The 23,222-nt window shown below is 58.0% G+C and carries 20 protein-coding genes and 1 tRNA gene; 8 read left to right on the top strand and 13 right to left on the bottom strand.

The window, feature by feature from the left end:
• Positions 1–26 precede the first annotated feature (26 nt).
• Genes AAFH49_RS16305 through hisIE form a run of 3 tightly spaced genes read left to right on the top strand, consistent with a single transcriptional unit; the run spans position 27 to position 2,234 of the window.
• Entirely contained in the window at positions 27–743 is a 717-nt protein-coding gene (locus tag AAFH49_RS16305; protein ID WP_342299833.1) for a 1-(5-phosphoribosyl)-5-[(5-phosphoribosylamino)methylideneamino]imidazole-4-carboxamide isomerase, read from the top strand.
• Positions 744–782: 39 nt separating this feature from the next.
• Complete coding sequence (hisF, locus tag AAFH49_RS16300) at positions 783–1,538, top strand: imidazole glycerol phosphate synthase subunit HisF (protein ID WP_342299831.1); 756 nt, start codon at positions 783–785, stop codon at positions 1,536–1,538.
• Positions 1,539–1,565: 27 nt separating this feature from the next.
• Positions 1,566–2,234 carry a bifunctional phosphoribosyl-AMP cyclohydrolase/phosphoribosyl-ATP diphosphatase HisIE gene (gene hisIE, locus AAFH49_RS16295; protein WP_342299830.1) on the top strand — a complete coding sequence of 223 codons (669 nt, stop codon included), beginning with the start codon at positions 1,566–1,568 and terminating at the stop codon, positions 2,232–2,234.
• 49 nt (positions 2,235–2,283) lie between these two features.
• Here the strand turns inward: hisIE and AAFH49_RS16290 are convergent, their stop codons facing one another.
• The 5 genes from AAFH49_RS16290 to AAFH49_RS16270 form a co-directional block, all read right to left on the bottom strand.
• The gene (locus tag AAFH49_RS16290) at positions 2,284–3,330 is read right to left on the bottom strand and encodes a hypothetical protein (protein WP_342299828.1); all 1,047 of its coding nucleotides are present in this window, start codon (positions 3,328–3,330) and stop codon (positions 2,284–2,286) included.
• A 912-nt stretch (positions 3,331–4,242) separates the two neighbouring features.
• Positions 4,243–5,400 carry a tetratricopeptide repeat protein gene (locus AAFH49_RS16285; protein WP_342299826.1) on the bottom strand — a complete coding sequence of 386 codons (1,158 nt, stop codon included), beginning with the start codon at positions 5,398–5,400 and terminating at the stop codon, positions 4,243–4,245.
• 185 nt (positions 5,401–5,585) lie between these two features.
• Complete coding sequence (gene gyrA / locus AAFH49_RS16280; RefSeq protein ID WP_342299825.1) at positions 5,586–8,231, bottom strand: DNA gyrase subunit A; 2,646 nt, start codon at positions 8,229–8,231, stop codon at positions 5,586–5,588.
• A gap of 225 nt (positions 8,232–8,456) precedes the next feature.
• The gene (locus tag AAFH49_RS16275; protein ID WP_342299823.1) at positions 8,457–8,687 is read right to left on the bottom strand and encodes a hypothetical protein; all 231 of its coding nucleotides are present in this window, start codon (positions 8,685–8,687) and stop codon (positions 8,457–8,459) included.
• A 67-nt stretch (positions 8,688–8,754) separates the two neighbouring features.
• Complete coding sequence (locus AAFH49_RS16270; protein ID WP_342299822.1) at positions 8,755–9,402, bottom strand: HD domain-containing protein; 648 nt, start codon at positions 9,400–9,402, stop codon at positions 8,755–8,757.
• A 136-nt stretch (positions 9,403–9,538) separates the two neighbouring features.
• On the opposite strand from AAFH49_RS16270, the gene AAFH49_RS16265 reads away from it, so the two are divergent.
• Positions 9,539–10,363: a phosphatase PAP2 family protein gene (locus AAFH49_RS16265; protein WP_342299821.1), complete on the top strand. Its 825-nt coding sequence runs from the start codon at positions 9,539–9,541 to the stop codon at positions 10,361–10,363.
• Between the two features lie 185 nt (positions 10,364–10,548).
• On the opposite strand, the gene AAFH49_RS16260 is transcribed toward AAFH49_RS16265, so the two are convergent.
• The 3 genes from AAFH49_RS16260 to AAFH49_RS16250 all read right to left on the bottom strand — a co-directional run bounded on the left by AAFH49_RS16260 (position 10,549) and on the right by AAFH49_RS16250 (position 13,860).
• A tRNA-Thr gene (locus tag AAFH49_RS16260) sits at positions 10,549–10,624 on the bottom strand.
• A gap of 122 nt (positions 10,625–10,746) precedes the next feature.
• Positions 10,747–13,215: a DUF349 domain-containing protein gene (locus AAFH49_RS16255; protein ID WP_342299820.1), complete on the bottom strand. Its 2,469-nt coding sequence runs from the start codon at positions 13,213–13,215 to the stop codon at positions 10,747–10,749.
• Positions 13,216–13,305: 90 nt separating this feature from the next.
• Positions 13,306–13,860: a YqgE/AlgH family protein gene (locus tag AAFH49_RS16250; protein WP_342299818.1), complete on the bottom strand. Its 555-nt coding sequence runs from the start codon at positions 13,858–13,860 to the stop codon at positions 13,306–13,308.
• A gap of 240 nt (positions 13,861–14,100) precedes the next feature.
• Here AAFH49_RS16250 and pdxH point away from each other — a divergent pair, with 240 nt between their 5' ends.
• The 4 genes from pdxH to AAFH49_RS16230 all read left to right on the top strand — a co-directional run bounded on the left by pdxH (position 14,101) and on the right by AAFH49_RS16230 (position 18,585).
• Entirely contained in the window at positions 14,101–14,751 is a 651-nt protein-coding gene (gene pdxH, locus AAFH49_RS16245; protein ID WP_342299817.1) for a pyridoxamine 5'-phosphate oxidase, read from the top strand.
• A 95-nt stretch (positions 14,752–14,846) separates the two neighbouring features.
• Positions 14,847–16,175, top strand: coding sequence for a DUF1015 domain-containing protein (locus AAFH49_RS16240; protein ID WP_342299816.1), 1,329 nt, complete (start codon positions 14,847–14,849; stop codon positions 16,173–16,175).
• Complete coding sequence (locus AAFH49_RS16235; RefSeq protein WP_342299814.1) at positions 16,172–16,762, top strand: Maf family nucleotide pyrophosphatase; 591 nt, start codon at positions 16,172–16,174, stop codon at positions 16,760–16,762. The genes AAFH49_RS16240 and AAFH49_RS16235 overlap by 4 nt, the downstream gene beginning before the upstream one ends.
• 56 nt (positions 16,763–16,818) lie before the next feature.
• On the top strand, positions 16,819–18,585 hold the full coding sequence (locus AAFH49_RS16230; protein ID WP_342299812.1) for a hypothetical protein: 1,767 nt from the start codon (positions 16,819–16,821) through the stop codon (positions 18,583–18,585).
• A 3-nt stretch (positions 18,586–18,588) separates the two neighbouring features.
• On the opposite strand, the gene AAFH49_RS16225 is transcribed toward AAFH49_RS16230, so the two are convergent.
• The 5 genes from AAFH49_RS16225 to AAFH49_RS16205 all read right to left on the bottom strand — a co-directional run bounded on the left by AAFH49_RS16225 (position 18,589) and on the right by AAFH49_RS16205 (position 23,000).
• A complete protein-coding gene (locus AAFH49_RS16225; protein WP_342299810.1) occupies positions 18,589–19,020 on the bottom strand; it encodes an EamA family transporter in 432 nt (143 codons plus the stop codon).
• Positions 19,021–19,024: 4 nt separating this feature from the next.
• The gene (locus AAFH49_RS16220; protein ID WP_342299808.1) at positions 19,025–19,897 is read right to left on the bottom strand and encodes a glycosyltransferase family 2 protein; all 873 of its coding nucleotides are present in this window, start codon (positions 19,895–19,897) and stop codon (positions 19,025–19,027) included.
• A gap of 70 nt (positions 19,898–19,967) precedes the next feature.
• On the bottom strand, positions 19,968–20,279 hold the full coding sequence (locus AAFH49_RS16215) for a GIY-YIG nuclease family protein (RefSeq protein ID WP_342299807.1): 312 nt from the start codon (positions 20,277–20,279) through the stop codon (positions 19,968–19,970).
• Positions 20,280–20,363: 84 nt separating this feature from the next.
• Complete coding sequence (locus AAFH49_RS16210) at positions 20,364–21,353, bottom strand: NAD(P)H-dependent glycerol-3-phosphate dehydrogenase (RefSeq protein ID WP_342299806.1); 990 nt, start codon at positions 21,351–21,353, stop codon at positions 20,364–20,366.
• 237 nt (positions 21,354–21,590) lie between these two features.
• A complete protein-coding gene (locus tag AAFH49_RS16205; protein WP_342299804.1) occupies positions 21,591–23,000 on the bottom strand; it encodes an efflux RND transporter periplasmic adaptor subunit in 1,410 nt (469 codons plus the stop codon).
• Positions 23,001–23,222 lie beyond the last annotated feature (222 nt).

Raw genomic sequence — 23,222 nt, 5'->3', positions numbered from 1 at the left:
ACAACTCATCACAAAATCAATACCCAGTGGAAATTATTCCCGCTATCGACCTCATCAATGGCCAATGCGTGCGGCTGAGCGCCGGTGATTTTGCCCGGCAAACCACCTACGATGCCGACCCAGTCGCCGTCGCCCGGCGTTTTGCCGATGCAGGGTTGCGTCGCCTGCACCTGGTTGACCTCGACGGTGCCCGTGCCGGCCAACCCGTTAATCTGGCCGTGTTGGAAGCCATTGCCCGCCAAACCAGCCTCGACATCGATGCCGGTGGGGGCATTCAGACAGAAGCTGCGCTAACACAGGTGCTTGCTGCTGGGGCCTCTCACGCCACCGCCGGTAGCCTGGCCGTGCGTGAGCCTGCTACTGTGAAGGCCTGGCTGGCACAGTACGGGCCCGACACCATTTTTCTGGGAGCTGACTACAAAGACGCGCACATTGTCATCAATGCCTGGGTTGACCAGAGTGCACTGACCCTCAGTGGTTTCATTGCGGACTACCTGGCGTCCGGTGGCACCACCTTTATTTGTACCGACGTGAGCAAAGACGGGCTGCTCCAGGGACCGTCCCTGTCCACCTATCGTTTGCTGGTGCAACAGTTCCCCGCGGCCAGGTTTATAGCCAGCGGGGGCGTAACCACCATTGCCGACCTTGAGCTGCTGGCGGAAGCTGGTATGCACGGTGCCATCATCGGCAAGGCGCTTTACGAAGGCACTATTGCCTTGGCCGATTTGCAGCGATTCCTGTAGTAAATTCAGATGCCCGGCATCCATTAAACGGCTACCACTGTGGTTAAGAAAAGACTCATTCCCTGCCTGGACGTGCGCGACGGCCGCACCGTGAAGGGCATTCAATTTGAAGGCCTGCGCGATGCCGGCGAACCGGTGGCCCTGGCTGCCCGTTACGCCCAGGAAGGTGCCGACGAGCTGGTTTTTCTCGACATTACCGCCACCAACCAGCGCCGCCAGCCCCTCACGGACTTGGTTCGCGATGTGGCCCGGGTGCTGGATATTCCCTTCACCGTGGGCGGTGGTATCAGCACCGTGGGCGACGTAGAAGCCCTACTGCTCAGCGGAGCCGATAAGGTTTCCATCAACTCGGCCGCGCTGGCCCGGCCGGCTTTCATCTCGGATTTGGCGCGGCGTTTCGGTTCCCAATGTGTGGTGGTCGCCGTCGATGCCCGCCTCGTGCAAGGCGAATGGCAGGTAATGACGCGGGCCGGCACCACGCCCACCGGCCATCAGGCGGTAGATTGGTGCCGCATGGCCGCCGATTCGGGAGCTGGTGAGCTCTTGCTGACCTCGATGAGCCACGACGGTACCAAGTCCGGTTTTGCCCTAGAGCTAACCCGCGCTGTCAGTGATGCCGTATCCGTGCCCGTTATTGCCTCCGGTGGAGCCGGACAACCCTCCGATTTCACGGCCGTTTTTGAAGCTGGTGGGGCCGATGCCGCTCTGGCCGCCAGTATCTTTCACTTCAACGAAACGGCTTTGCCCGCACTCAAGCAGTACCTGCACGCGGCTGGTGTCGCCGTGCGCCTGTAATTATCTGTGTAACGATATTAACCTAATATGTCTGCTGCTTCCACGTCCTCAACTAGCCTTCAATTTGATGCCTCTACCGGTTTGGCCCCGGCAATCATTCAGGACGCTGACACCGGACAGGTGCTGATGCTAGGGTATTTTAATGCTGAGGCCTGGGCCAAAACCCAACAGGAGGGACGGGTTACGTTTTTCTCACGGTCGAAAAACCGCCTTTGGACCAAAGGCGAATCAAGCGGCAATTTCCTCACAGTAGTGAGCACGCATATTGATTGCGATGCGGATACTGTTCTCATTCGGGCACTACCGGCAGGTCCTACCTGTCATCGGGGCACGATTAGCTGCTTTGTACAGGCTGATGAGGTGGTCCCGCCAGCGGCTCCCATCGGTTTTCTGGCCAGTCTTGAGCGCCTTATTGCTGAGCGTCACCGCTTCCCGGAACGCGCACCGACTTCGTACACGGTTTCACTATTCAACAAAGGCATAGCGAAAATTGCCCAGAAGGTGGGTGAGGAGGCCGTAGAGACCGTAATCGATGCAGTTTCCGGTAGTCACGCCACTCTGCCCGGTGAAGTTGCCGATTTACTGTATCATCTTCTGGTGCTCCTGGAAGCCTCTGGTGTTACCACTGCGCAGGTAATCGACGTGCTGCAAGAACGTCACCGTCTGCCCAATACCCGTCATTTGACCGAGCTTTAATTGTCAGGTTTGGTCATTCTGCTGAATCTATGCATTTTTAGACAGATATCTACGCCTTAATCTGCCGCCGGATTTTTTCGAGCAAGGCCATGGCAAGTATTATGTCTTCTTCTTCCGTAATCGAAAGTTCGGTATTAACCCCTGGGCCACTTATTTGGATTTGATAGGCTATTCTGGTGATAAATGAGTTTGTGGGGATTCCTATTGGTGTAGTTTGATTTTCTACTTCGATTTTGCCATTTGTATCAGAAGGAGTTGAGCTAATTGTCGGCGGTGTTGCTAGTGGTTGAGCTTCTTTTCTGGGTTGGTCAGTTGTTAGTGCAGGGTCTGTTGTGAATCCAAATAGGCTGGCAATAGCATCGGTATCTCTTTTGAGTACTTCACTTACCGGTGCTATCGGTTGAGTAGCGGATTTCTGTAACTGCTCTAGTGGCCTGATTGGTTGGTATTCTGACAAGATATCATCTTGTGTTGAACTACTTACAGAGCTTTGCGCCCTTTCGACAGTTTCCGTTGGGTCTATGAATAATGAAGTGGCTGAAAGTTCGTTTTCTGGTCTGAACGTGCTTGCTCTTGGGACTGGGCTAGCCAGTTGCTGTCGTGGAGTCTGTTTTGCCGACAATGAATCAATGTCGGCTATCGTGTTGTGCTCATCTAGCAGCCCCACCATTCGACAGCCATCCACGAATGCCTTTGCAACCCCTTGCGAGTTGATTTCCTCAACACCAAATTCCCGGATTAGCATTACGTCCAGCATCTGAACGGGTAATTCACGTGAGCGGAATTTTCGGCAAATCTGTGTGAACAGGGGGGGAGTCAGGAATGCTTCCCGGTGGAAGGCTAGTTCCTCCTGCTTATCATATGCGTGTTTAATCCGCTTAAATAGCGTGGTAGTTGTTAGTAACTCACGTTTGCTGGTTATGAGTCCAAACTTGACAGCAGAGCCAATAATGGCCTTGAAAGAGCCGCTAACCTTTCTATTAAGTTTTCTTGCTGCGGTCTCTATGGTACATTTTCCGCCAGTGTCGTCGGTTATCTCGGCCAGTTCCCATGCTCCGGTATAACTTGTTCGGGGGTAGTCTATAAGCTTAGGCATTGTCTTGAGGGATTTGTTTTTTCAGATTACAAAAATAGTCTAAAAAAGTAAATAACACAAGGAATTTATATACTTTATTAGACTAATTAATCCGGGTGTATTATATCTGTGGAGTAGTAGGAGTGTCACGACAGTATATAAAATTTAAAGGCATTTGGTGTTTTGTCTAAGTTTCTCGAAGTTTAAAACTCTTAGAAGCATTAGTTTCTTTAAGAGGCAATTGTTTCTTAAGATTCAAAGGGAATAAGTTTTATACCAGGCAAATGTTAACTTATTGCTTATATAATAGGAGAGGGTGGAATATTCTAAGACATGAAATAGTATTATAAAGTATATAAATTTCTACGTTTTTGTACTTTTATTTATCGTATTTTAAAAACTATCCGGCCACACTAATAAACCGATTATTCTAACATGCCCGATAAGCCATTACATTCAAATCCTCTAGTAACTAAAACCTCGAAACAATTTTCAAAACGATATCAAAGACGTAAGTGAAACAGCTAATTACAGGCAAATAAACCAAGTAAAATAAAGGAAATTATAGAGCAAGAGTCTGTGACCAGAGGCGAAGCCTATAAGAATAAGTCTTGCCAATAACCGAAGCATATCATTCACGAGGTTCATCACGAGCTGCAATTGATTACGAGTCGAAAAACATGATACCGAACACTCACCAGACCAACCGAAATAAAGTCCCCGTGTGTAGCACACCAAAAAGGACAAGCAAACCCATTGGTTACCAACTCGTGGATAAATGACCTGTTAAATAAGCTATTGATAGCCGATAGAATATGTCCTATAATTTATATTATGTTAAATTAAGTTTTGAAAATGGGCTCCTATCCCTGATATGCCAACAAAAAAGGGCCCGCATTAGAATGCGGGCCCTTTTTCAATAATCAATCTCCCCTACTTCTTCAAACTCTGCAACTTTGCATTGAGTTTTTCGGAATCAGCAGTACGGCCGAGACGGAAATACACTTTCTGAAGCGAGGCCAACGTATTGCGGTCATCAGGCTGCAATTGAAGTGCTTTCTCAAAATAAGGAACCGAGGCTTCAAAATACTTTTTGCCTTCCGCTTCAAATTTCTTCCCCGAAGCCTGGTACGTTTTCAGGTCCATTTTACTGGCTTTGGTGTACGCATCTGCTGCTTTGTTGTAATTGTATACCCCGAGGTTAAACTGTGCATCGAAGTTATTAGGGTCAAGTTCCACGGCTTTCTTATAGTCCGCTAACGCCAAATCAGTCTTTTTCTGCTGGTCGTACATCGAACCGCGAACCGCGTACAGATTCGAGTTGCTGGGGTCGGCAATGATGGACTTATTGATTTTAGCAAGCGCATCTTCGCCCTTGCCACTGGCAAGCGACATGTTCAAATCCTCCAGCATGAAGGCCTTGTTTGTGGGATATGCCGCCAGAGCCTGCTGCAGTACTTTAGCAGCTTCAGCATTATCGTTTTGCTGCTTAGCCATTTGGAGCAAGCGCGAATACATCGTCACCGACTTATAATTCATGCCCAACAGCTGATTGTAGCTGGCTTTTGCACCGGCATAATCCTGCTTGGCTTCCGAGGCATATGCCGAGTAGAGCACCGCAGTGGTATCCTGGGGCTTAATCTTGGAGGCTAGCTTATAGCTCTCAATGGCTTTGTCGTACTCCTTGGCATTGTAGCTATTCACGGCATCGTTGAATGCACGGCCATAGAGGCCGTCCATTTTAGCGACTGCCTGCTTGCCAAATTCTCCATCCTTGGTGTCGAGCTCAATGGTCTTGTTGTAAGACTCATAAGCTTTTTGAACGCCTTCGCCCGGCTGTAGCTGCTTGCCGTAAATAGGGCTCTCCAGCATACCTTGGTAAATTTCGCCACGAGTGTACCAGGTTTTGGCTTTGCCCATGGTCTTCTCATTCACAATGGCTTTGTCAATGTCCGTGCGGGCTTTGTCCAAAAGGCCGGAGCGCTGGTTGAGAATGGCGTTGGTGACGGCTGAAGTTTGGGCGTAGCCCAGCGAGGGCAACCCACCGGCCAGGGCTACGGCGACGGCAATCGTCAGAAATGTCTTCTTCATGAGTTCGGGAATATGCCGGGATTCAGGGACTTGGCGGAAATCACCTAGTTTGATAATGGCGGGAAAAATGAAAAAAAAGTGAGTTTTGGGGCAAAACCCTTATCCGGAAACGATGGCTGCCGGCCTTGGGTTCGTCAAAAATAAACGGGGCGACCCAAATGGACCGCCCCGCTCCTATTCAGCAATTATGCCAAGTCGTCCGATTCTGATTCATCCTCCGAATCTTCCTCGTCATCGCTGTCTTCTTCCAACTCATCATCGGCTTCGTCAGCCTCGTCGGCATCATCAGCAACGATTTCGTTATCAGCACCGTTGATGGCGGCTATGCTCAAGGCCCCACCTTCCTCGGTGGTGGCGAGCAGTGCAGCTTCGGTTTCTTCTTCCTTCTCTTCAGCGGCCACTTTAGCTACCGAAGAAATTTCATCGTTACCGCTGATTTTAATCAGCCGAACGCCTTGCGTGGCGCGGCCAATGGTGCGCAAATCACTCATGCGCAGACGAATGGTGATGCCCGACTTATTGATAATCATCAGGTCATCAGAGTCATTAACATCCTTGATGGCCACCAGGCTACCGGTTTTATCGGTAAGTTTCATGGCCTTCACACCTTTGCCACCACGCTTCGTGACGCGGAATCCATCAAGCTCACTGCGCTTGCCGAAACCGTTCTCACTCACCACCAGCAATTCCTGGGTGGGGTCGGATACACATACCATCCCTACCACGCGGTTGCCCGGCACATCTTCGAGGCGGATACCACGCACGCCGGCGGCGGCCCGGCCCATCGAACGGGCCTGGCTTTCGTTGAAGCGCACGGCTCGGCCGGAACGCGAGGCTAGAATAACTTCCGCATTCGGAGCCAGCAACTGCACATCGAGAATCCGGTCGCCTTCGTTGATAGTGATGGCGTTGATGCCGGCAGTACGGGGGCGCGAATACGCTTCGAGCGGGGTCTTCTTCACAGTGCCCTGCTCGGTGCAGAACATCAGGAAGGTATTCTCCAAATAATCCGGGTCTTTCAGGCCGCGCACGTTAAGTACGGAACGGACTTTGTCTTCGCGCGGAATCTCGATGAGATTCTGCAGGGGCAGGCCTTTGGTTGCCTTCCCTCCTTCCGGCACTTCGTAAACTTTGAGCCAGAACACGCGGCCGAGCTCGGTGAAGAACAGCAGGTACTCGTGAGTAGTGGCTACGAAGAGGTGCTCCGTGAAGTCGTCCTTCTTGGAGATGGCCCCACGCGAACCAGCACCCCCACGGCCCTGGGCCCGGTACTCGTCGAGGTTGGTACGCTTGATGTAGCCTTCGCGGGAAATGGTGATAACCATCGCCTCGTCGGCAATCATGTCTTCGGTCGAGAAATCACCGCCGATGTAGTTGATTTCCGTGCGCCGGGCATCGCCGTACCGCTCCCGGATGTCTTCGAGCTCGGTTTTGATGATGCCACGCTGCAATACTTCTGATTCGAGCACCGATTTCAGGTAGTCGACCAGCTTCATCAGCTCATTGTACTCGGCCACAATTTTGTCGCGTTCCAGGCCGGTGAGACGCTGCAGGCGCATATCCAGAATGGCACGGGCCTGCACTTCGCTCAGCGCGAAACGCGAGATGAGTTGGCCACGGGCCACCTCGGGGTCGCGCGAACCACGGATGAGGGCAATTACCTCGTCCAGATGGTCGAGGGCGATGAGCAGGCCTTCCAGAATGTGGGCGCGCTTTTGGGCTTCGGCCAGTTCGTAGCGCGTGCGGCGCACGATGACTTCGGCGCGATGCTCAACAAAATACTGGATGAGCTGCTGCAGGTTCAGCGTCATTGGGCGGCCTTTGACCAGGCACACGTTGTTGACGCCGAAGGAGCTTTGCAGCTGGGTGTACTTGTACAGGTTATTGAGCACCACGCTGGGCATGGCATCGCGCTTGAGGTCGTAGACGATGCGCATACCGTCGCGGTCCGACTCGTCGCGCATGTCCGAAATGCCCTCAATCTTCTTGTCGTTGATGAGCGCGGCGGTCTTTTCAATCATCGACGCCTTGTTCACCATGTAGGGAATTTCGGTGACGACGATTTGCTCTTTGCCGGTTTTCGAGGTTTCGAACGTGGCTTTGGCGCGCATTACCACGCGGCCGCGGCCGGTTTCAAAGGCCTGCTTCACACCCTCGTAGCCGTAGATGATGCCGCCGGTGGGGAAGTCAGGTGCGGTGACGTACTGCATGAGCTCGGCCACCGTGATGTCGGGGTTGTCGAGGTAGGCAATGATGCCGCTCACGACTTCCGTCATGTTGTGCGGGGCCATGTTGGTGGCCATACCCACGGCAATACCCGACGTGCCGTTTACCAGCAGGTTGGGGAATTTGGCGGGCAGTACGCTGGGCTCTTCGAGGGAGTCGTCGAAGTTGGGCTGAAAGTCAACTGTGTCTTTGTCCAGGTCGCCAAGCATTTCGTCGGCAATGCGCTTGAGGCGGGCCTCGGTGTAACGCATAGCGGCCGGTGAGTCGCCATCGACGGAGCCAAAGTTACCCTGGCCGTCTACCAGCGGGTAGCGCAGGCTCCAGTCCTGGGCCATACGCACCATGGTGTCGTACACGGAGGAGTCGCCGTGCGGGTGGTATTTACCCAGCACCTCGCCCACAATACGGGCCGATTTTTTGTAGGATTTGTTGTAGCCCACGCCCAGCTCGCTCATGCCGTAGAGCACGCGGCGGTGCACGGGCTTCAGGCCGTCGCGGACATCGGGCAGGGCCCGGGAGATGATAACCGACATCGAGTAATCGATGTAGGCACCCCGCATCTCGTCTTCGATGTTAATCGGAATGATTTTTTCGCCTTCCGCCATTGAGGGGGTTGATAGGCGGCTTGAAAAAACCCAAATAAGGTGGTTTTCAGCCGCAGGGTGAATGGTTCTTTATATGCGTGCGAAGATACAATAAAAAGGCCGCAACGGCAAGCGCTGCGGCCTTTTTCGGGCTTAAATCGGATGGGGCCAGAGTTGATGGGATTCCAACTGCCCAACCAGTAAAACCACCAAACCAGCACCTTCCCTCCTGCTGCCGAAACCGGCTTACCGGATGGACTTGCTACGGTCGTTGTCGTGCTTGGCCGATTTAGAATTGTAGACTTTGATTTTCTCGCCGATGGCGGGGTTCTGCTTCTTCCAGAGCGGCTGGCCCCGGTATTTCACGCCGCTGTGCATGTGCACCTTGCGCGTGTGGCAGGACTCAATGGGACAGGTGCGGCAGCTGGCCACAGCTACCAGCAGCAGGCAGAACAACGAGCGAAAAAACAGCTTCATGGGGCAAAGGTAACGCATAGGACAGGCGGCACAGGCCCGCACCGGGCCAAACGTCGGCGGGCGCGGTTTAGTCTTCGCCGTCCCACTCGGCCAGGAAGCGGGCCACATAGGCTTCCATGAAGGCGTGGCGTTCGGCAGCAACGACGCGGGCACCATCGGTGTTCATCCGGTCTTTGAGGTGAAAAAGCTTTTCGTAGAAGTGGTTGAGCGTGGGGGCCGCGTTTTTCTGGTAGCTGGCGAAACTGTCGTGGGCCACGGGCGCAATGGCGGGGTCGTGCAGGGGCCGGCCGGCGTGCCCGCCGTAGGCAAACGCTCGCGCAATGCCAATGGCCCCAATCGCATCGAGCCGGTCGGCATCCTGCACCAAAGCTGCCTCGATAGATGACACCGGCGTGGCCACGCCCAAGCCTTTGAAAGAAACCTCCCGGATGACGGTTTCGACACGGGCAATGGTGGCTTCGGGAACCTGCTGGCTGAGCAGCCAAGCGCGGGCGGCGCGGGGGCCGGCTTCGTAGTCGCCGCCGTGGAATTTCCAGTCGGCAATGTCGTGGAGCAGGGCGGCCAGCTCGGTTACCAAAGTGTCGGCTTCGGGATGCGCGGCAGCCAGGCGGCGGGCCATGAGCCAGACGCGGCGAATGTGCGCCCAGTCGTGCCCGCTGCCTTCGTTGGCAAACTTGTCTTCGATAAAGCGGGCGGTAGTGGCAATTACGTCCAAGGGAGCTGGTAAATAAGTTAAAAACACAGCCGCTACCCAGGGTAGCTGCCGCCGGGGAGCCGGGCAAAAGTACGGGCACATTTCACTACACTTACACCTTGCGTCGCGTACTTCGTGTTCCCAAAGCCCCATATCCATGATTTCCCGCTACATTATTTCGCTGGCCCTGCTCCTGCCACTGGCATCGGCCCCGCAGCTGGCAGCCGCGCAGGTGCCCCTGGCCACGCCCGCGCCGGCCGATACTACCCACAAGTATCAGAACCCCGGCGGGGTGTCTTCGCCGGTCAAAAAATCGTTCTTCAAAAGCAAAGGGTTTCGGGCCAGCATCGTGCCGGCGGTGCTGATTGGCTACGGGGTCAGCACCATCAACGGCCACGGCTTTTACAGCTCCTACGATGCCAAGAATGACATTCGCCATATGTTTGGCGACTACCGCAACCACATCGACGACTACTTGCAATGGGCACCCTACCTGGAAATTCCCGTGGTGCTGCTGGCCGGGGTAGAATCGAGCAATGACCGGCTAAACCTCGGGCTCGTCATCGTAAAAAGTGAGCTGATTATGCTTTCCTCGGTGTACGTGGTGAAAACGTTGGCTAACATTGAGCGGCCCGATGGCTCCAATAATCTGTCGTTTCCGTCGGGGCACACGGCGCAGGCGTTTCTGGCGGCTAGCATCGTACACACCGAGTTTCGGGACAAAAGCCAGTGGTACGGCATCGGAGCGTACACGCTGGCCACGAGCGTGGCCGCCTTCCGCATGATAAACAACAAGCACTGGGAGTCGGACGTGGTGGCCGGGGCGGGCTTCGGGATACTCTCGGCTCACGTGGCCTACCTCACCCACCGCAACCGCTGGGGCCACAAGCCCACCGGCCGCGGCATCGGCGACACCAGTTTCATGCCCATGTGGACCCCGGCGGGCGGCACGGGCCTGTGCCTGACCTGGCGGCCTAAGTAGCTACATTAATCTGAATAAACGCAAAGCGGCCCGCCGAAATCCAATGGTTCCGGCGGGCCGCTTTGCGTTTGGGCATGTATCTCGTAGCCCCACGGATATCTCCCTTTGAAGGCATTACGCTGCATCACTGGGAATGCAGCAAAAAGCCCGTTGCAATCCAGAGATTGCAACGGGCTTTTGCCATGTGGAGCCGCCTGTCGGACTCGAACCAACGACCCTCTGATTACAAGTCAGAAGCTCTACCAACTGAGCTAAGGCGGCGGGTTGGTGGTGCAAAAGTAAACAGCCGACGCCGCTTTCCCAGCAACCGGACCACATTTATCGAAAAAAAGAAGGCCGGCATCGTGGATGCCGGCCTTCTTTTCGGGGTTTGAAAAAGCTAATTAGCTGCGAATCATCCGCAACTGCTTCTTCAGGGCTTCGATGCGCTTCTGGCCTTCGGCGATGCGGCCCTGGTACTCCTCGCGGAGCTGGGATGCATTCTTGGAGCGGGCGAAGAAATCGAGGTTGGTTTGCAGCGTCGAAGCGTCGTTTTCCAGCTCGTTGATTTCCTTACGCAGGGCCATTTCCTTACGCGTGAGCTGCTGCTGGGCCTGAGGACGGGCCTTGAGGCGCGCCACTTCGGTCTGGAACAACAGGTCGGCGCGGTCGGCGTAGCTCAGGCCGGGGACGTGGTCGAGGTACTTGCCGAGCAGCGTCAGCAACTGCTCTTCGCTGCGGTCGGCGGTGCCGCGGTTGGGCTGCTCGTCATTGGCATCGAACTCGGCAGACCAGTCGGCCAGAATGGCGCGGAAGCCTTCCAGCGAACCTGGGGCATCGGCGGTGAGGGCATTGACCTGCTCCGCGATTTTATCGAGGTGGGCGGTTTGCTCAACCGACGACTGCTGCGTTTTCTCCTCGCGGAAGCGGGCTTCCTGCTTGGGGCGCTCAAACACGGCATCGCAGGCGGCGCGGAAGCGGTACCAGAGCTTGTCGGCCAGCTTATCGGGCACGCGACCCACGTCCTTCCACTCCTTCTGCACGCGAATAACAACTTGGCGAGCGGCATCGCCATCGGGGTTGTTAGCGGCTTCTTCGGCCTGGTCGATGAGGGCCTGCTTGGCTTTTACGTTGGCCGACTTCTCGTTGTCGAGCGACTTGAAGAAGTCGTTCTTCCGGTTGAAGAAAGCCTTGTAGGCAGCCCAGTATTGCTTGTTCAGGGCATCGGCCTGGGCGCGGGGCACGAGACCGGCGGCTTCCCATTCGGTTTTGATTTCCTGGAGCTCGTCGGTTTTCGAGCGCCACAGGTTCACGCGGTCCGTGTCGAAGGTGGCGAAGGGCAGCACACGCTCCAGCAGGGCCTGCTTCACCGTGAGGTTGGCTTTCTCTACGGTCGAGCGCTGGTCCACGAACTCCTTGCGGCGCTGGTGCAGCACATCTGAAGCGGCGATGAAACGCTGCCACAGTGGCTCGCGCTGGTCGTTCGGCACGGGGCCGATGTTCTTCCAGTCCTCGTGCAGCTTGGTCAGCTCATCAAGGGCTTTGTTGATGCCGGGGGCCGAGCCGAGGGCTTCAGCACGCTTGATGAGGGCCTCTTTGGCCTCCAGGTTGCGGCGGCGGTCCAGGTCCTTCATCTGCAGGAACTGGCCCTGCTTACTGTAATAGATGTCCAGCAGGCCGTGGTAGGTGTCCCAAATGCCCTGGCTGTCGGACTGGGGCACGGCGCCAGTGGCTTTCCACTCGGCTTGCAGGGCCTTCAGCTTGCCCGAGCTGTCCTTGGTTTCGGCGGCATCAACCAGCGTGCGGAGCTGGTCGAGCAGGGCTTTTTTCTTGATGAGGTTGTCGCCACGGCTGGCATCCTCGGCTTTGGCGTCCTTGGCGCGGCTTTCGCGGAATTCCTGCAAGGCTTTGTTGAGCTCCTGCTGGCCCTCGGGCTGCTGGAAGGCAAAGGCTTCGGCACCTTCGCCACCGGCGGCGAATTTCTCGCGGGCGGCGGTGCGGGCCAGGCCCACGTTGGTTTCGTACTGGCGGGTGAGGTCCGAAATCTGCTTGCGGTTTTTGCCGGCGTTGGGGCTGCGCAACAAGCTCACCAGATAGTTGGCCTGGGCGGGCAGGTCGAGGGCCGTGAAGTCGGGGGCAACGGTTTCGGCAGCTTCTTCGCTTTCCACGCCGGTCGGCTCTTCGCCGGCATCAATGGCCGCTACATCGGCCGGGGCCGCGTCCAGCGGCGTTTCAGACGAGGTGGGCAGCGTGGCCAACGGCTCCTGCGCCGTTTCCAACTCCGGAGCATCGTGCAGCTCCACAGTGGGCAGCTCGGCAGTCTGGTTCTCAACGGTGGCAGCCGTGTTCGGGCCACTCAGCGTTTCGGGGTCGGCGATGGGTGCAGGCGTGGCGCTGTCGATGTGTTCGGCAGCAGGCAGCGCGTCGGGATTGGGCGTGGTCGCCATTTCCTCACCATAATGAGCCACGGCACGGGCTTGCGGAGCCGAAATATCACTGCCATCAACCGTTACCGAATCGGGAACGTGCTGGGCAGTTTCGGCGGCGGCGGCAGCCTCGGGGGTGCCGGGCACGGGCGCGGTGGAGCCCAAATCGGTGGCGATTACGGCGGCGGCAGGCGCTTCGGCGGTCCCGGCTCCGTCGGGCTGGCCGGCGGCCAAATCGGGCGTACCCTGGGCGGACAGTTCTACCTGTGTTTCGCCGGCCGCGTTGGGCGTAGGCGTAGTCGAGGGTGCGGCGGCAGGAGCCGAATCAGCCGGAGCCGATTTGCCCTGAATCTCGGCCAGACGGCGTTGCAAAATGGTCATCCGGTCCTCGGCGGCCGGGTCGGTGCCGCCGGCTAGCGGGGCAGTGGGGTTTTCTTCAGCAGCCATAAATCTTCGTAAAAGCCAGCCCGGGAAATGGGGCCAGAGGAGAGAGCAAAAAAGTGTGGGGATAAAACAAACGACGGGACAAAACCTGCATCAGTTCAGGCGGGGGTCGACGGGATAGTTGGCCAGCACTTTGAATTTGCCGCCTTTCTCACGCAGAATTTCCCGCCAGAACGCATCAGATGCCAAAGTAAACACTTTCCCGGCGCTTGCGGGGTGCCGTATCCAACTCTGCCCCTGCATTTCGCCCGCCAACTGGCCCGCCGACCACCCCGAATACCCGGCAAACAGCCGCACATCATCGGCCGCCACGGCCCCGCTGCCAAGCAGTCCGAGCAGGATTTCAAAGTCGCCGCCCCAGTACACGTCCTGCCCCAAATCGGTGGCCCCGGGCAGGTCGGCGCGGCGGTGCAGGTAGTGCAGGGTGTTGGGCTCGACGGGGCCGCCCACGTAGATGGGCACCATGGCGGCGGCCGAGGCCTCGGGCGGCAGGTCGAGCACATCGTCGAGGACGAGGCTGGTGGCACGGTTCAGCACCAGGCCGAAGGAGCCGTCGCCAGGCTCGTCGCGGCAGAGCAGAATTACACTGCGCTCGAAATTGGGGTCGCCGAGGAAGGGCTTGGAGATGAGCAGGGTACCGGGCCGCATTATCAGGAGAATTTGGAGAATGAGGGATAAAGAAGTCGTAGCAGCCGGTAGCCGATGAGCCGGCACGCAACGCCCTGCCTTGCGCGGGGTCGTATCTTGCGCCCGCAATGCTCTGGCAACCGCACTGGCGGGATAAGTAAGACTGCCTTTCGCGGAAAAATGTTCCTCTTACAGCTACGTGAAACCGCCGCGCCACGGGTTGCCGGACGCTTGTAATTCATTCTTTGCTTTTCACCCCGCATGACTGACCCGCACCTTGCCGACCTGCGCAAAACCTACGCCCAGCGCACCCTTTCCGAAGCCGACGTGCTGCCCGAGGCCGTGCCCCAGTTTCGGGCGTGGCTGGAAGAAGCAATAGCGGCCCAACTCGAAGAACCCACGGCCATGACCGTGAGCACGGTATCGGCCACGGGGCAACCATCGTCGCGCGTGGTGCTGCTGAAGGGCCTGCCGGATGATGCCGGTTTTTTGTTTTACACCAACTACGACTCGCGCAAGGGCCACGAGTTGGCCGCGCAGCCGCTGGCTGCGCTCAACTTCTTCTGGCCCGGCCTGGAACGCCAGGTGCGCGTAGAAGGCCGCGTGGAAAAGGCTCCTGAGGCGCTGTCGACCGAATATTTCCAGAGCCGGCCGCGCAGCAGCCAGGTTGGGGCCTGGGCCTCGCCGCAGAGCCAGGTCATCGGCAGCCGCGAAGAGCTGGAGGCCCGCGAAGAAGCGGTAGCTGAAGAATTTGGGGAGCAGGACCCGTTGCCCCGCCCCGACAACTGGGGCGGCTACATCCTGCGGCCCACGCGGCTGGAACTGTGGCAGGGCCGCCCCAGCCGCCTGCACGACCGCATCGTGTACGAGCTGGAAGGCAATGTGTGGAAGCGCAGCCGCCTGGCCCCGTAATGAAGTGTTGAGTGTTGAGGATTAAGTATTGAATGACATATTCCCGCCTCAGCACATTCAACACTTACCCCTCAACACTCAACACTTCTATTTTCTTGGCTGAAATTCAACCCCTGCGCGGCTGGCGCTACAACGCGGTGCTGAGCGCCAACATCGATGCCTATGTTTCGCCGCTGTTCGACGTAGTATCGGCAAAACAACGGGAGGCGCTTTATCGCAACCCGCTCAATTCCATTCACCTGTCGGTGCCCCGGGGCGATGACCCGGCCGAGGCGGCGCTGGTGCGGCTACGCGAATGGGAGGCCAGCGGCGTACTGCGGCAGGACGAGCTACCCGGCATCTACGCCTATTATCAGTATTTCCAGCTGCCCGGCAGCCCCCGCAAATACTGCCGCAAGGGCTTCATGTGCCACATTCGGGCTTATGACTGGGAGGAAAACGTGGTGCTGCGTCACGAAAACACGCTGCCCGCCTCGGTAAACGACCGGGCCGAGCTTCTGGCCCGCACCCAGTTCCAGACCAGCGCCACCCATGGGCTGTACCGCGACGAGGATTTCGAGCTGGAAGCCTACCTGGACGAAGCCATGCGCTCGCCGCTGGTGGAAACGGAGGAAGACTACCAGGGTGCCCGCGATGTGCTGGCCGTGATTCAGGATGCCGCCATCATCCGGCGGTTTCAGGAGGTGCTGGCGCGGCGAGAAGTGATTCTGGCCGACGGCCATCACCGCTACGAAGGCTCGCTGGCCTACCGCCAGGCCCGCGAGCTGGCCGCCGATGGCCGCGCCACCGGCCGCGAGCCCTGGAATTACCACCTCATGTACCTCACCAACGCGGCGGCCGACGACCTGCGCATTCTGCCCACCCACCGCCTAATGCTGGACCTGCCCGGCGAGCTGAGCGCCGGGGAACTGCTGGACCGACTGACTCCGTATTTTACGGTATTACCAATTGATGACGCCAGTGATTTGCCGGAAATCATTGCCGGTAAGCAATGGGCTTTCGGCTTGTATATAGATGGAGAAGCGTTCAAAATCCGGCTTAGGCCCGAGGTGCACCCGCAGCTGAACTGGGACACGACCGAGGAAGTGAAAGCGCTGGATTTAACGGTGCTGCACTTTTTCGTGCTGGAAAAGGTACTGGGCATCGTAGGCCCGGATGCGCAGCGGGCGTGGCCGGGCGTGGCCTACGTACGCAATTTCACCGAATGCCTCCAGCGTGTGGACCGGGGCGAGGCCCGGGCCGCGTTCATCGTGAACGAGGTGACCATGGTCGAGGTGGAAGCCGTGTGCCATTCCGGAGCGGTGATGCCGCCGAAATCGACTTTTTTCTATCCCAAAACCATTGGCGGTTTCCTATTCAGCAGCATTGCCGATGAGGAAGCCGGCAACGCTTTCGCCGAGCATTTCCAGGCCACCCCCGCGTGAAACTGATTCTAGCCTCTAACTCGCCCCGCCGCCGGCAGCTGCTGACGGACATGGGCCTGCCCTACGAAATACGCCTGCGCGAAGTCGACGAGGACTTTCCCGCCCACCTGCGCCGGGCCGAAGTCGCCGAATACCTCGCCGCCCACAAAGCCGCCGCCTACGCCCCCGACCTGGCCCCTGACGAGCTGGTGATAACCGCTGACACAATCGTCTGCCTCGAAAACGACGTGCTCAACAAGCCCGCCGACCACGCCGAAGCCACCGCCATGCTAACCCGCCTGCAGGGCCGCGCCCACGACGTGTTCACGGGCGTGTGCCTGCTGGCCGGCGACGGCCGCCAGGTCGTGTTCTCGGACCAGACCACCGTGCACTTTCGCCCGCTGAGTCCGGCCGAAATCGGCTACTACATCGACACCTACCAGCCCTACGACAAGGCCGGCTCCTACGGCGCACAGGACTGGCTGGGCATGGCCGCCATCACCCGGCTCGAAGGTTCCTATTTCAACGTAATGGGCCTGCCCACCCACCGCGTTTGGGCCGAGTTGGAAGCGCTGGGAGCACTGCCGGGCAGCGTGCAGCTACGATGAGTCCGGTGGCGAAGCTACCTGGGGCAAGGTTTTTTGGCATTTTGTCGGTTGGGCTTTTGGCGCTTTGCGCAGGCTATGCGGCGCTGGTGCTGCACAGTTCCACCTGGGCCGAAGCACGGCAGCTCGATGCCATTTTTCCGTTCTACAAATGGCGCATTCGGCTGTTTTCAGCCGAGGAATATTCCCACGCCGGGCAACTGCTCACGGCTGTCGCGGCTGTGTTTGCATTAGCGGCAGCAGCCTTCATTTTTCCTCCCGCCGGCCGGGCCGAGTGCCGCCAATGGGGCCACGAATTGCGCGCTGTAGTAATCGGCCTGCGCCGCGTTTTGGCGGCATTACCCACTGCCCAGCGGCGCGGGGCGGCCCTGCTCCTACTGGTCCTCACGGCTTTTAGGCTCCTCATCAGTTTGCCGGCTGTGACGCCGGGCTATGATGACGTGCCGTCGTACGAAATGTTTGCCAGTAAGAGCCTGCTGGCCGTTTCGGGCTACTACCCGGTACCCAATAACCATGTGCTGTCCAACTCCATCAGTTGGATGTTTTATCATGTGAACCCAGGCTTTTGGTTTACCATGCGGCTGCCCGTGGTGCTGGCCGCCACCGTGGCCACCGTGCTGCTATTTATGGGCCTGCTGTGGGCGCGGGCCAGCTTTCGGGTGGCGTGGCTGAGTACGCTGCTGTTCAGTTTGGCACAGCTTAGCCTCTACCACGTAGCCGTGGGCCGGGGCTACTGGCTGCTGACGCTGATGGCGGTGGTGGCCTTTTTCGGCTCACTGGCACTAGCAAATGGCACGCGTCAGCCCCGCGCCGCTTGGGCAGGGCTGATAGTGGGCGGCGTGCTAGGTTTGTACACGGTGCCCACGTTTGCGCTGGTATTAGGGTCAGCTTTTTCGTGGTTGGGACTGAGTTATCTGAAGCAGCGCAACTGGCCGGCGATTGCGCGACTCGCGGCTTTGGGGGCGGTGGTGGTGGCGGGCAGCCTGCTGCTCTACGCGCCGCTGCTTTTCGTATCAGGGCCGGCTATTTTCTTCAGTAATGGTTTTGTGGCCCCAAAAGCATTCGGGCAATTTTGGCGCGGCCTGCCGGCTTACCTCTGGGAAACGGAGGGATTTCTCGCCGGGCAGGCCAAGGTCGGGGGACTACTGGTACTGGGCGTATTGGTTTTAATAGGGCTGCTCTGGCGCCGAGTGACGCAGTGGCCAGCCGCACTCCGACAGCCTTGGCAGCGGCTGGTTCCGGCGGCGCTGTGGTTCATGGCTTTTCCCTACGCCATGATGGCAGCGCAACGGGTATTCGCCCCGGGCCGCGCGGTGCTCTATAAAGCCTTTTTCTTTTTTCTGCTACTGGCGCTGGTGGTGGAATGGCTCCTGGAAACGGCTCCCAGTGCCTTGCAACGCTGGCTGCGCCCAGCCCTGGGCCTAGTGGCGCTGCTCTGGTTCGGCTACGAAATAAATAGCCTGTGGCGCGACAACCAACGCCCGCGCCGCCGCAACGAAGCCTTGTACCAAGCCTTCCAGTGGCTCGACCAGCACCCCAAAGCGCCCACGCTCATGCCTGAATCAACCCACAGCTTGTTTGTGCGGATGTACCTGCATTCGGAGCGCCCCGGCCAGCGCTGGCCCATCGACCACTTCCCTCAACCGGGCATCACTTACACCTACGTGCTGGCTTTTCCCGATTTGCACGGCTGGTTTCAGCCCCGGTTTACCTTCCCACCCGTTTTTCACAATGAGCAGGTTGAGATATACCAGCTAAACCCGGCTGTGGCTGACTCGGCCAGCGCGGCGGGGGCGCTTCCCTCCTATTGGCATTTGGTAGAGTAGCAACTAATGTCCTCGCGCCAGCAGCGCGATGCCAGCTACAATCAGTAGCAGGCCGCCGGCCTGGGGCATCGTCAGCGCTTCACGCAGCACCACCAGGCCCAGCACGGCCGTGAGCAGCACCGAGCCGCCCACAATCACGGGCGTGCCCACGGAGGAATTCACCCCCCGCTGAAACACCACGAACGTGAGGATTTCGGCCAGGCCCACGCCCAAACCGGCCAGCACCGCCCAGGCCAGCCCCTTGCCCGACACGGCCAGCGGCTGGCCCTGCAGCTTCAGTTTCAGCAGCCACGCGGCCCCGAGGGCGGCAGCTACCAGTTGCAGCACCACCGCGCCCACGGCCGGCGGCACATGGTCGGCGGCCAGTTTGATGAAGAAGTTGTAGAGCGCCAGGCACAGGGCCGTGAGCAGCGCCAGCGGCAGCCAGTTCATCATGGGGCTAGACGAGTTTGTAGTTGCGATACTCGCCCAGCCGGTAGCCCGTCAGCTGCTCCAGAAAGCGCTTGAATTTATCCTTGAAGCGGTGCTGGTTGCGACTCATGTCGTGCTCGTAGCGCCAGTTTTGCTGCCGGATGCGCCCCAGCATCACCTGCGGATGTGTGCCGGCAAAGCGCTGGAGCGAATCGACCTGGCTGTAGTCGAACTCCTCGGCGGGGGCCACGTTCTGGGCTACCCACTCATCGGAATGCCACAGCTTATTGAAGGTTTCCTGCTTGCGCTGCATGGCAGCGGGCGTTTTCACCCAGCCGTAGTGGTGCACGGTAGCATCGAGCAGCTTCACGCGCAGCTTGCTGTTATCGGCCAGCCGGAAGCCCTGCGCGTCGCGGTAAGAAGCCACCCCAATACCAGGCCGCACGATGCGGATTTCGCGCCGGTACCAACGGTAGGAATCGCCAACGTAATCGTAAGAGCCGTAGAAGTGCCGGTAGTTCAGCAGCAGCCCTTGCACGGATTTATCATCCTTCCAGCGCTCCATTCCGGCCCGGATGGCCGCGTAATCGGCCTCGTGCAGCACCTCATCGGCTTGCAGGTAAATGGCCCAGTCGGCATCGGCCGGCACGGCGGCCAGCGCCTTGTCGGTTTCCACGGCCAGCACCCGGCCGCCCTCACGCAGGGAGTCGTCCCACACGGTTTCAATAATACGGATTTTGGGAGAGTTGATTTTCTGAATCAGGCCCAGCGTATCATCTTCTGAATTGCCTACGGCTACTATTAATTCATCGCAGAGCGGCAGCAGGGAATTGATGCTTTCTAGTACGGGGTAATCGTACTTGATGGCATTTCGGACGAAGGTAAAACCGACTACTTTCATACAATGTGTCATTCCGAACGCAGTGAGGAATCTGAGTTCTACTTAGGACCAAACAAGTCTAATATCAGGATTAAATAACTGCATCATCGCCAAATATGAGCACACTCAAATCCTTCCATTCAGGATTAGCATTGGCCACTAAAGCATCTTTTTTCTCCCGCCGCCAGCCTTTGATTTCCTTTTCCCGGGCAATGGCCTGGTTTACATCCTGAAACTCTTCCCAATGCATAAGCAGGTTGCAAAAATAACGGCCTGCGAATGTGCGGCGGCCATTTTCGCTCTCGATATGCTCATCTAGGCGGCGGGCCAAATCGTTGGTTACACCAGTGTAAAGCACGGTTCGCGTGGGATTTGTCAGCAGGTAGACGTAATAAGTATTCATTGTCATTCCGAACGCAGTGAGGAATCTGGATGATTGAGCTGGCAAGCTAGACTCAGATTCCTCACTGCGTTCGGAATGACAGCTTTACCGCAGCTTCTCCTTGAGAATCTCCAGTTCCACAGCCGGCGAAATCCGCTCGTATAAAATATTATACGCCGCCTCCGTTATCGGCATGCTCACTTTGAGCTTCTTGTTCAGCTCGTGGATGGACTTTACGGCGTAGTAGCCTTCGGCCACCATATTCATCTCCAGCTGGGCCGATTTCACCGAGTAGCCGCGGCCCACCATGCTGCCGAAGGTGCGGTTGCGCGAGAACTGCGAGTAGGCCGTCACCAGCAAATCGCCGAGGTAGGCCGAGGCCGACAGGTCGCGCGGCTGCGGGTTGATGGCCTGCAAAAAGCGGCGAATTTCCTGCACCGCATTGCTTACCAGCACGGCCAGGAAGTTGTCGCCGTAGCCCAGGCCGTGGGCGATGCCGCCGGTAAGAGCAATGATGTTTTTCATCACCGCGCAGTATTCGATGCCGTCGAGGTCGGTGGCCGGGTGCGCGCTCACGAAGCGGTTGCGCAGCATCTCGCAGAAGGCCAGCGCCAGCCCCGCATCGGGCGAGCCGATGGTGAGGTAGCTCTGCTTTTCGAGGGCTACTTCCTCGGCGTGGCACGGCCCGGCAATCACGCCCAGCTGCGTGCGCGGCAGCCGGAACCGCTCGGCCACGTAGTCGGTCACAAGCTGGTTTTTTCCCGGAATCATGCCCTTGATGGCCGAAATCACGTTTTTATGCTTCAGCGTGTCGCGGTCCAGCTTGTCGAGCACGGGCTGCACGAAGGCGGCCGGCACGGCCAGCACCAGCCAGTCGGCTTCCTCGATGGCGTCTTCTAGGTCGGTAGTCGGGTACACGCGGTTCAGGTCGAACTGCACGGCCGAGAGGTAGCGCGGGTTGTGGCGGGTGCGCAGCAGGTGCTGCACATCGTCTTTCGAGCGCAGCCACCAGTCCACGCGGGCGCCGTTTTCGCTGAGGATTTTGGTGAGTGCGGTGGCCCAGGAGCCGCCGCCGAGCATGGCAATTTTTTCCAAAGTGGGTGGCGAAATAGTGTTGCGGTGGGAAGTTGAAGCGTCAAAGAACGGCAACTCCCCTCCTTTTTTAAGGAAGGGACATTTTGCTGAAAGCAAAATTGGGGTGGTGAACCCGTTGAACGATGAAAGAACGGCTCGCAAAAAGCATCGTTCGGATATCGTTCAACGAGGTCAACCACCCCAATTTCAGCCTTGCTGAAATGTCCCCTACTCAGCTGAGGAGGGGAGTCTCTGTTCTTACTTGCCTTCGTCCGGGCCTTCCTTCAGCGCTTCCTTGTTTAGTGATTTCTCGTCCTTGATGTCCACCACCGCGCCATCTTTCAGGGTTTTGGCCACGGCCCGGAACGGCCCACTCACCACCTGCGCCCCGGCCGGCACGCCACTCAGAATCTCAATGTTCTGGAAGTCGCTGATACCGGTTTTCACGGGCGTCATCACGGCCTTGCCATCCTTAATCACGAATACCACTTCCTGGATATCGGCTTTTTTCGCGTTTGCGCTCGGGTCCACGACGGTGGCGGTACCGTTGCCCCGATTGCTGCTCACGCGGGGTCCGTTCTTGGCATCCCCGGTTTTGGCCGAGTCGGAGCGGGTGGTCACGGCGGCCAGCGGCACGCTCAGCACACCGCTCTTACGGTCGGTGATGATGTCCACGGAGGCCGTCATGCCCGGGCGGAACGGCACCACGATGTGGCCGCGCACGTTGCGCAGCAGGTGCTGGTAGCTCTCGGGCAGCAGGCGGATGCGCACCTCGAACTCGGTCACGGCTTCGGCCGTCAGAGCGTCCTTGGCCGTGTTGGCGATGTTGGTCACGAGGCCCCGAAATTTCTCGTCCTTGTTGCTGTAAGCGTCCACCTCCACTTCCACCGAGTCGCCGATGCTCACGTTGTTCACGTCGTTCTCGTTCACATTCACGCGCACCTCCATGTTGTTGAGGTTGGCAATGCGCATGATTTCGGTGCCAGCCATTTGGGTGGTGCCCACCACACGCTCGCCCTTCTTCACGTTGAGCTTGCTCACAGTGCCGCTCACGGGCGCGTAAATCGTGGTTTTGTTGAGGTTTTTGCGGGCTTCTTCCAGCGAGGCCGAAGCGGCGCTCACGGTGCTTTGCGAGGCCCGGATGGTTTGCTTGGCGCTGTTGATTTCCTCCTGCGAGGCGTTGTAGGCGGCCTGGCTGGCTTCGTAGTCGGCCTGCGAAATCACCTTCTGCTTATACAGCGAGGCGTTGCGGCGGAAGGTCAGCTCCGTTTGCTTAGCCGAGGCCATGAGCTGCTGGAGGCGAGCCTGTGCCTGGCCCACGTTGGCGCGCTGGGTGCCCACTTGGGCGCTCTGCATGGCCACCTGGGCCTGGTAGTTATCGGGGCGGATTCGGAGCAAAAGCTGGCCCTTGCGCACGGAATCGCCTTCCTGCACGTAAAGCTCGGTGATTTCGCCGGACACGTCGGGCGAGATTTTTACTTCGGTTTCGGGCTGCACCTTGCCCGAGGCGCTCACTTTCTCCACGATATTGGCGGGGCCGGCCTTGGCCACCAGCACTTCCACGCCGGGGACTTTGCCCACCCAGCCCTTCTTTTTCGCCACGGTGTAGCCCACGATGAGCACGAGCACCAAACCCAGCAGAATGTACAGTAAACGGTTGTTTTTCATGAAGAAGTAGTCAGTATCAGGTATTCAGTAGTGAGATTGGTTTCGGCGGGGAAAAACATCGGCTGGGCCAGTCGTCATCCGACTACTGAATACCCAATACCGATTGATTACCAGCCTACAGCGCCAGCGGCTTGCCCTGGTAAAAGTCGAGCACCTTGCGGCGGAAAAAGAATTCGTACTTGGCCTGAATCATGTCCGATTCGGCAGCCGTAAGGTTGTTGC

The sequence above is a fragment of the Hymenobacter segetis genome, from assembly GCF_038448715.1.
GTDB lineage: Bacteria > Bacteroidota > Bacteroidia > Cytophagales > Hymenobacteraceae > Hymenobacter > Hymenobacter segetis.
The sequence above is the reverse complement of the archived record's forward strand: the minus strand, read 5'-3'. Positions and strand labels throughout refer to the sequence as shown.

Bases quoted from the DNA above. Each gene is read 5' to 3' on its own strand.
- hisIE (WP_342299830.1), top strand. From the start codon at position 1,566: ATGTCTGCTGCTTCCACGTCCTCAACTAGCCTTCAATTTGATGCCTCT.
- AAFH49_RS16290 (WP_342299828.1), bottom strand. From the start codon at position 3,330: ATGCCTAAGCTTATAGACTACCCCCGAACAAGTTATACCGGAGCATGG.
- AAFH49_RS16285 (WP_342299826.1), bottom strand. From the start codon at position 5,400: ATGAAGAAGACATTTCTGACGATTGCCGTCGCCGTAGCCCTGGCCGGT.
- gyrA (WP_342299825.1), bottom strand. From the start codon at position 8,231: ATGGCGGAAGGCGAAAAAATCATTCCGATTAACATCGAAGACGAGATG.
- AAFH49_RS16275 (WP_342299823.1), bottom strand. From the start codon at position 8,687: ATGAAGCTGTTTTTTCGCTCGTTGTTCTGCCTGCTGCTGGTAGCTGTG.
- AAFH49_RS16265 (WP_342299821.1), top strand. From the start codon at position 9,539: ATGATTTCCCGCTACATTATTTCGCTGGCCCTGCTCCTGCCACTGGCA.
- AAFH49_RS16255 (WP_342299820.1), bottom strand. From the start codon at position 13,215: ATGGCTGCTGAAGAAAACCCCACTGCCCCGCTAGCCGGCGGCACCGAC.
- AAFH49_RS16250 (WP_342299818.1), bottom strand. From the start codon at position 13,860: ATGCGGCCCGGTACCCTGCTCATCTCCAAGCCCTTCCTCGGCGACCCC.
- pdxH (WP_342299817.1), top strand. From the start codon at position 14,101: ATGACTGACCCGCACCTTGCCGACCTGCGCAAAACCTACGCCCAGCGC.
- AAFH49_RS16225 (WP_342299810.1), bottom strand. From the start codon at position 19,020: ATGATGAACTGGCTGCCGCTGGCGCTGCTCACGGCCCTGTGCCTGGCG.
- AAFH49_RS16220 (WP_342299808.1), bottom strand. From the start codon at position 19,897: ATGAAAGTAGTCGGTTTTACCTTCGTCCGAAATGCCATCAAGTACGAT.
- AAFH49_RS16215 (WP_342299807.1), bottom strand. From the start codon at position 20,279: ATGAATACTTATTACGTCTACCTGCTGACAAATCCCACGCGAACCGTG.
- AAFH49_RS16205 (WP_342299804.1), bottom strand. From the start codon at position 23,000: ATGAAAAACAACCGTTTACTGTACATTCTGCTGGGTTTGGTGCTCGTG.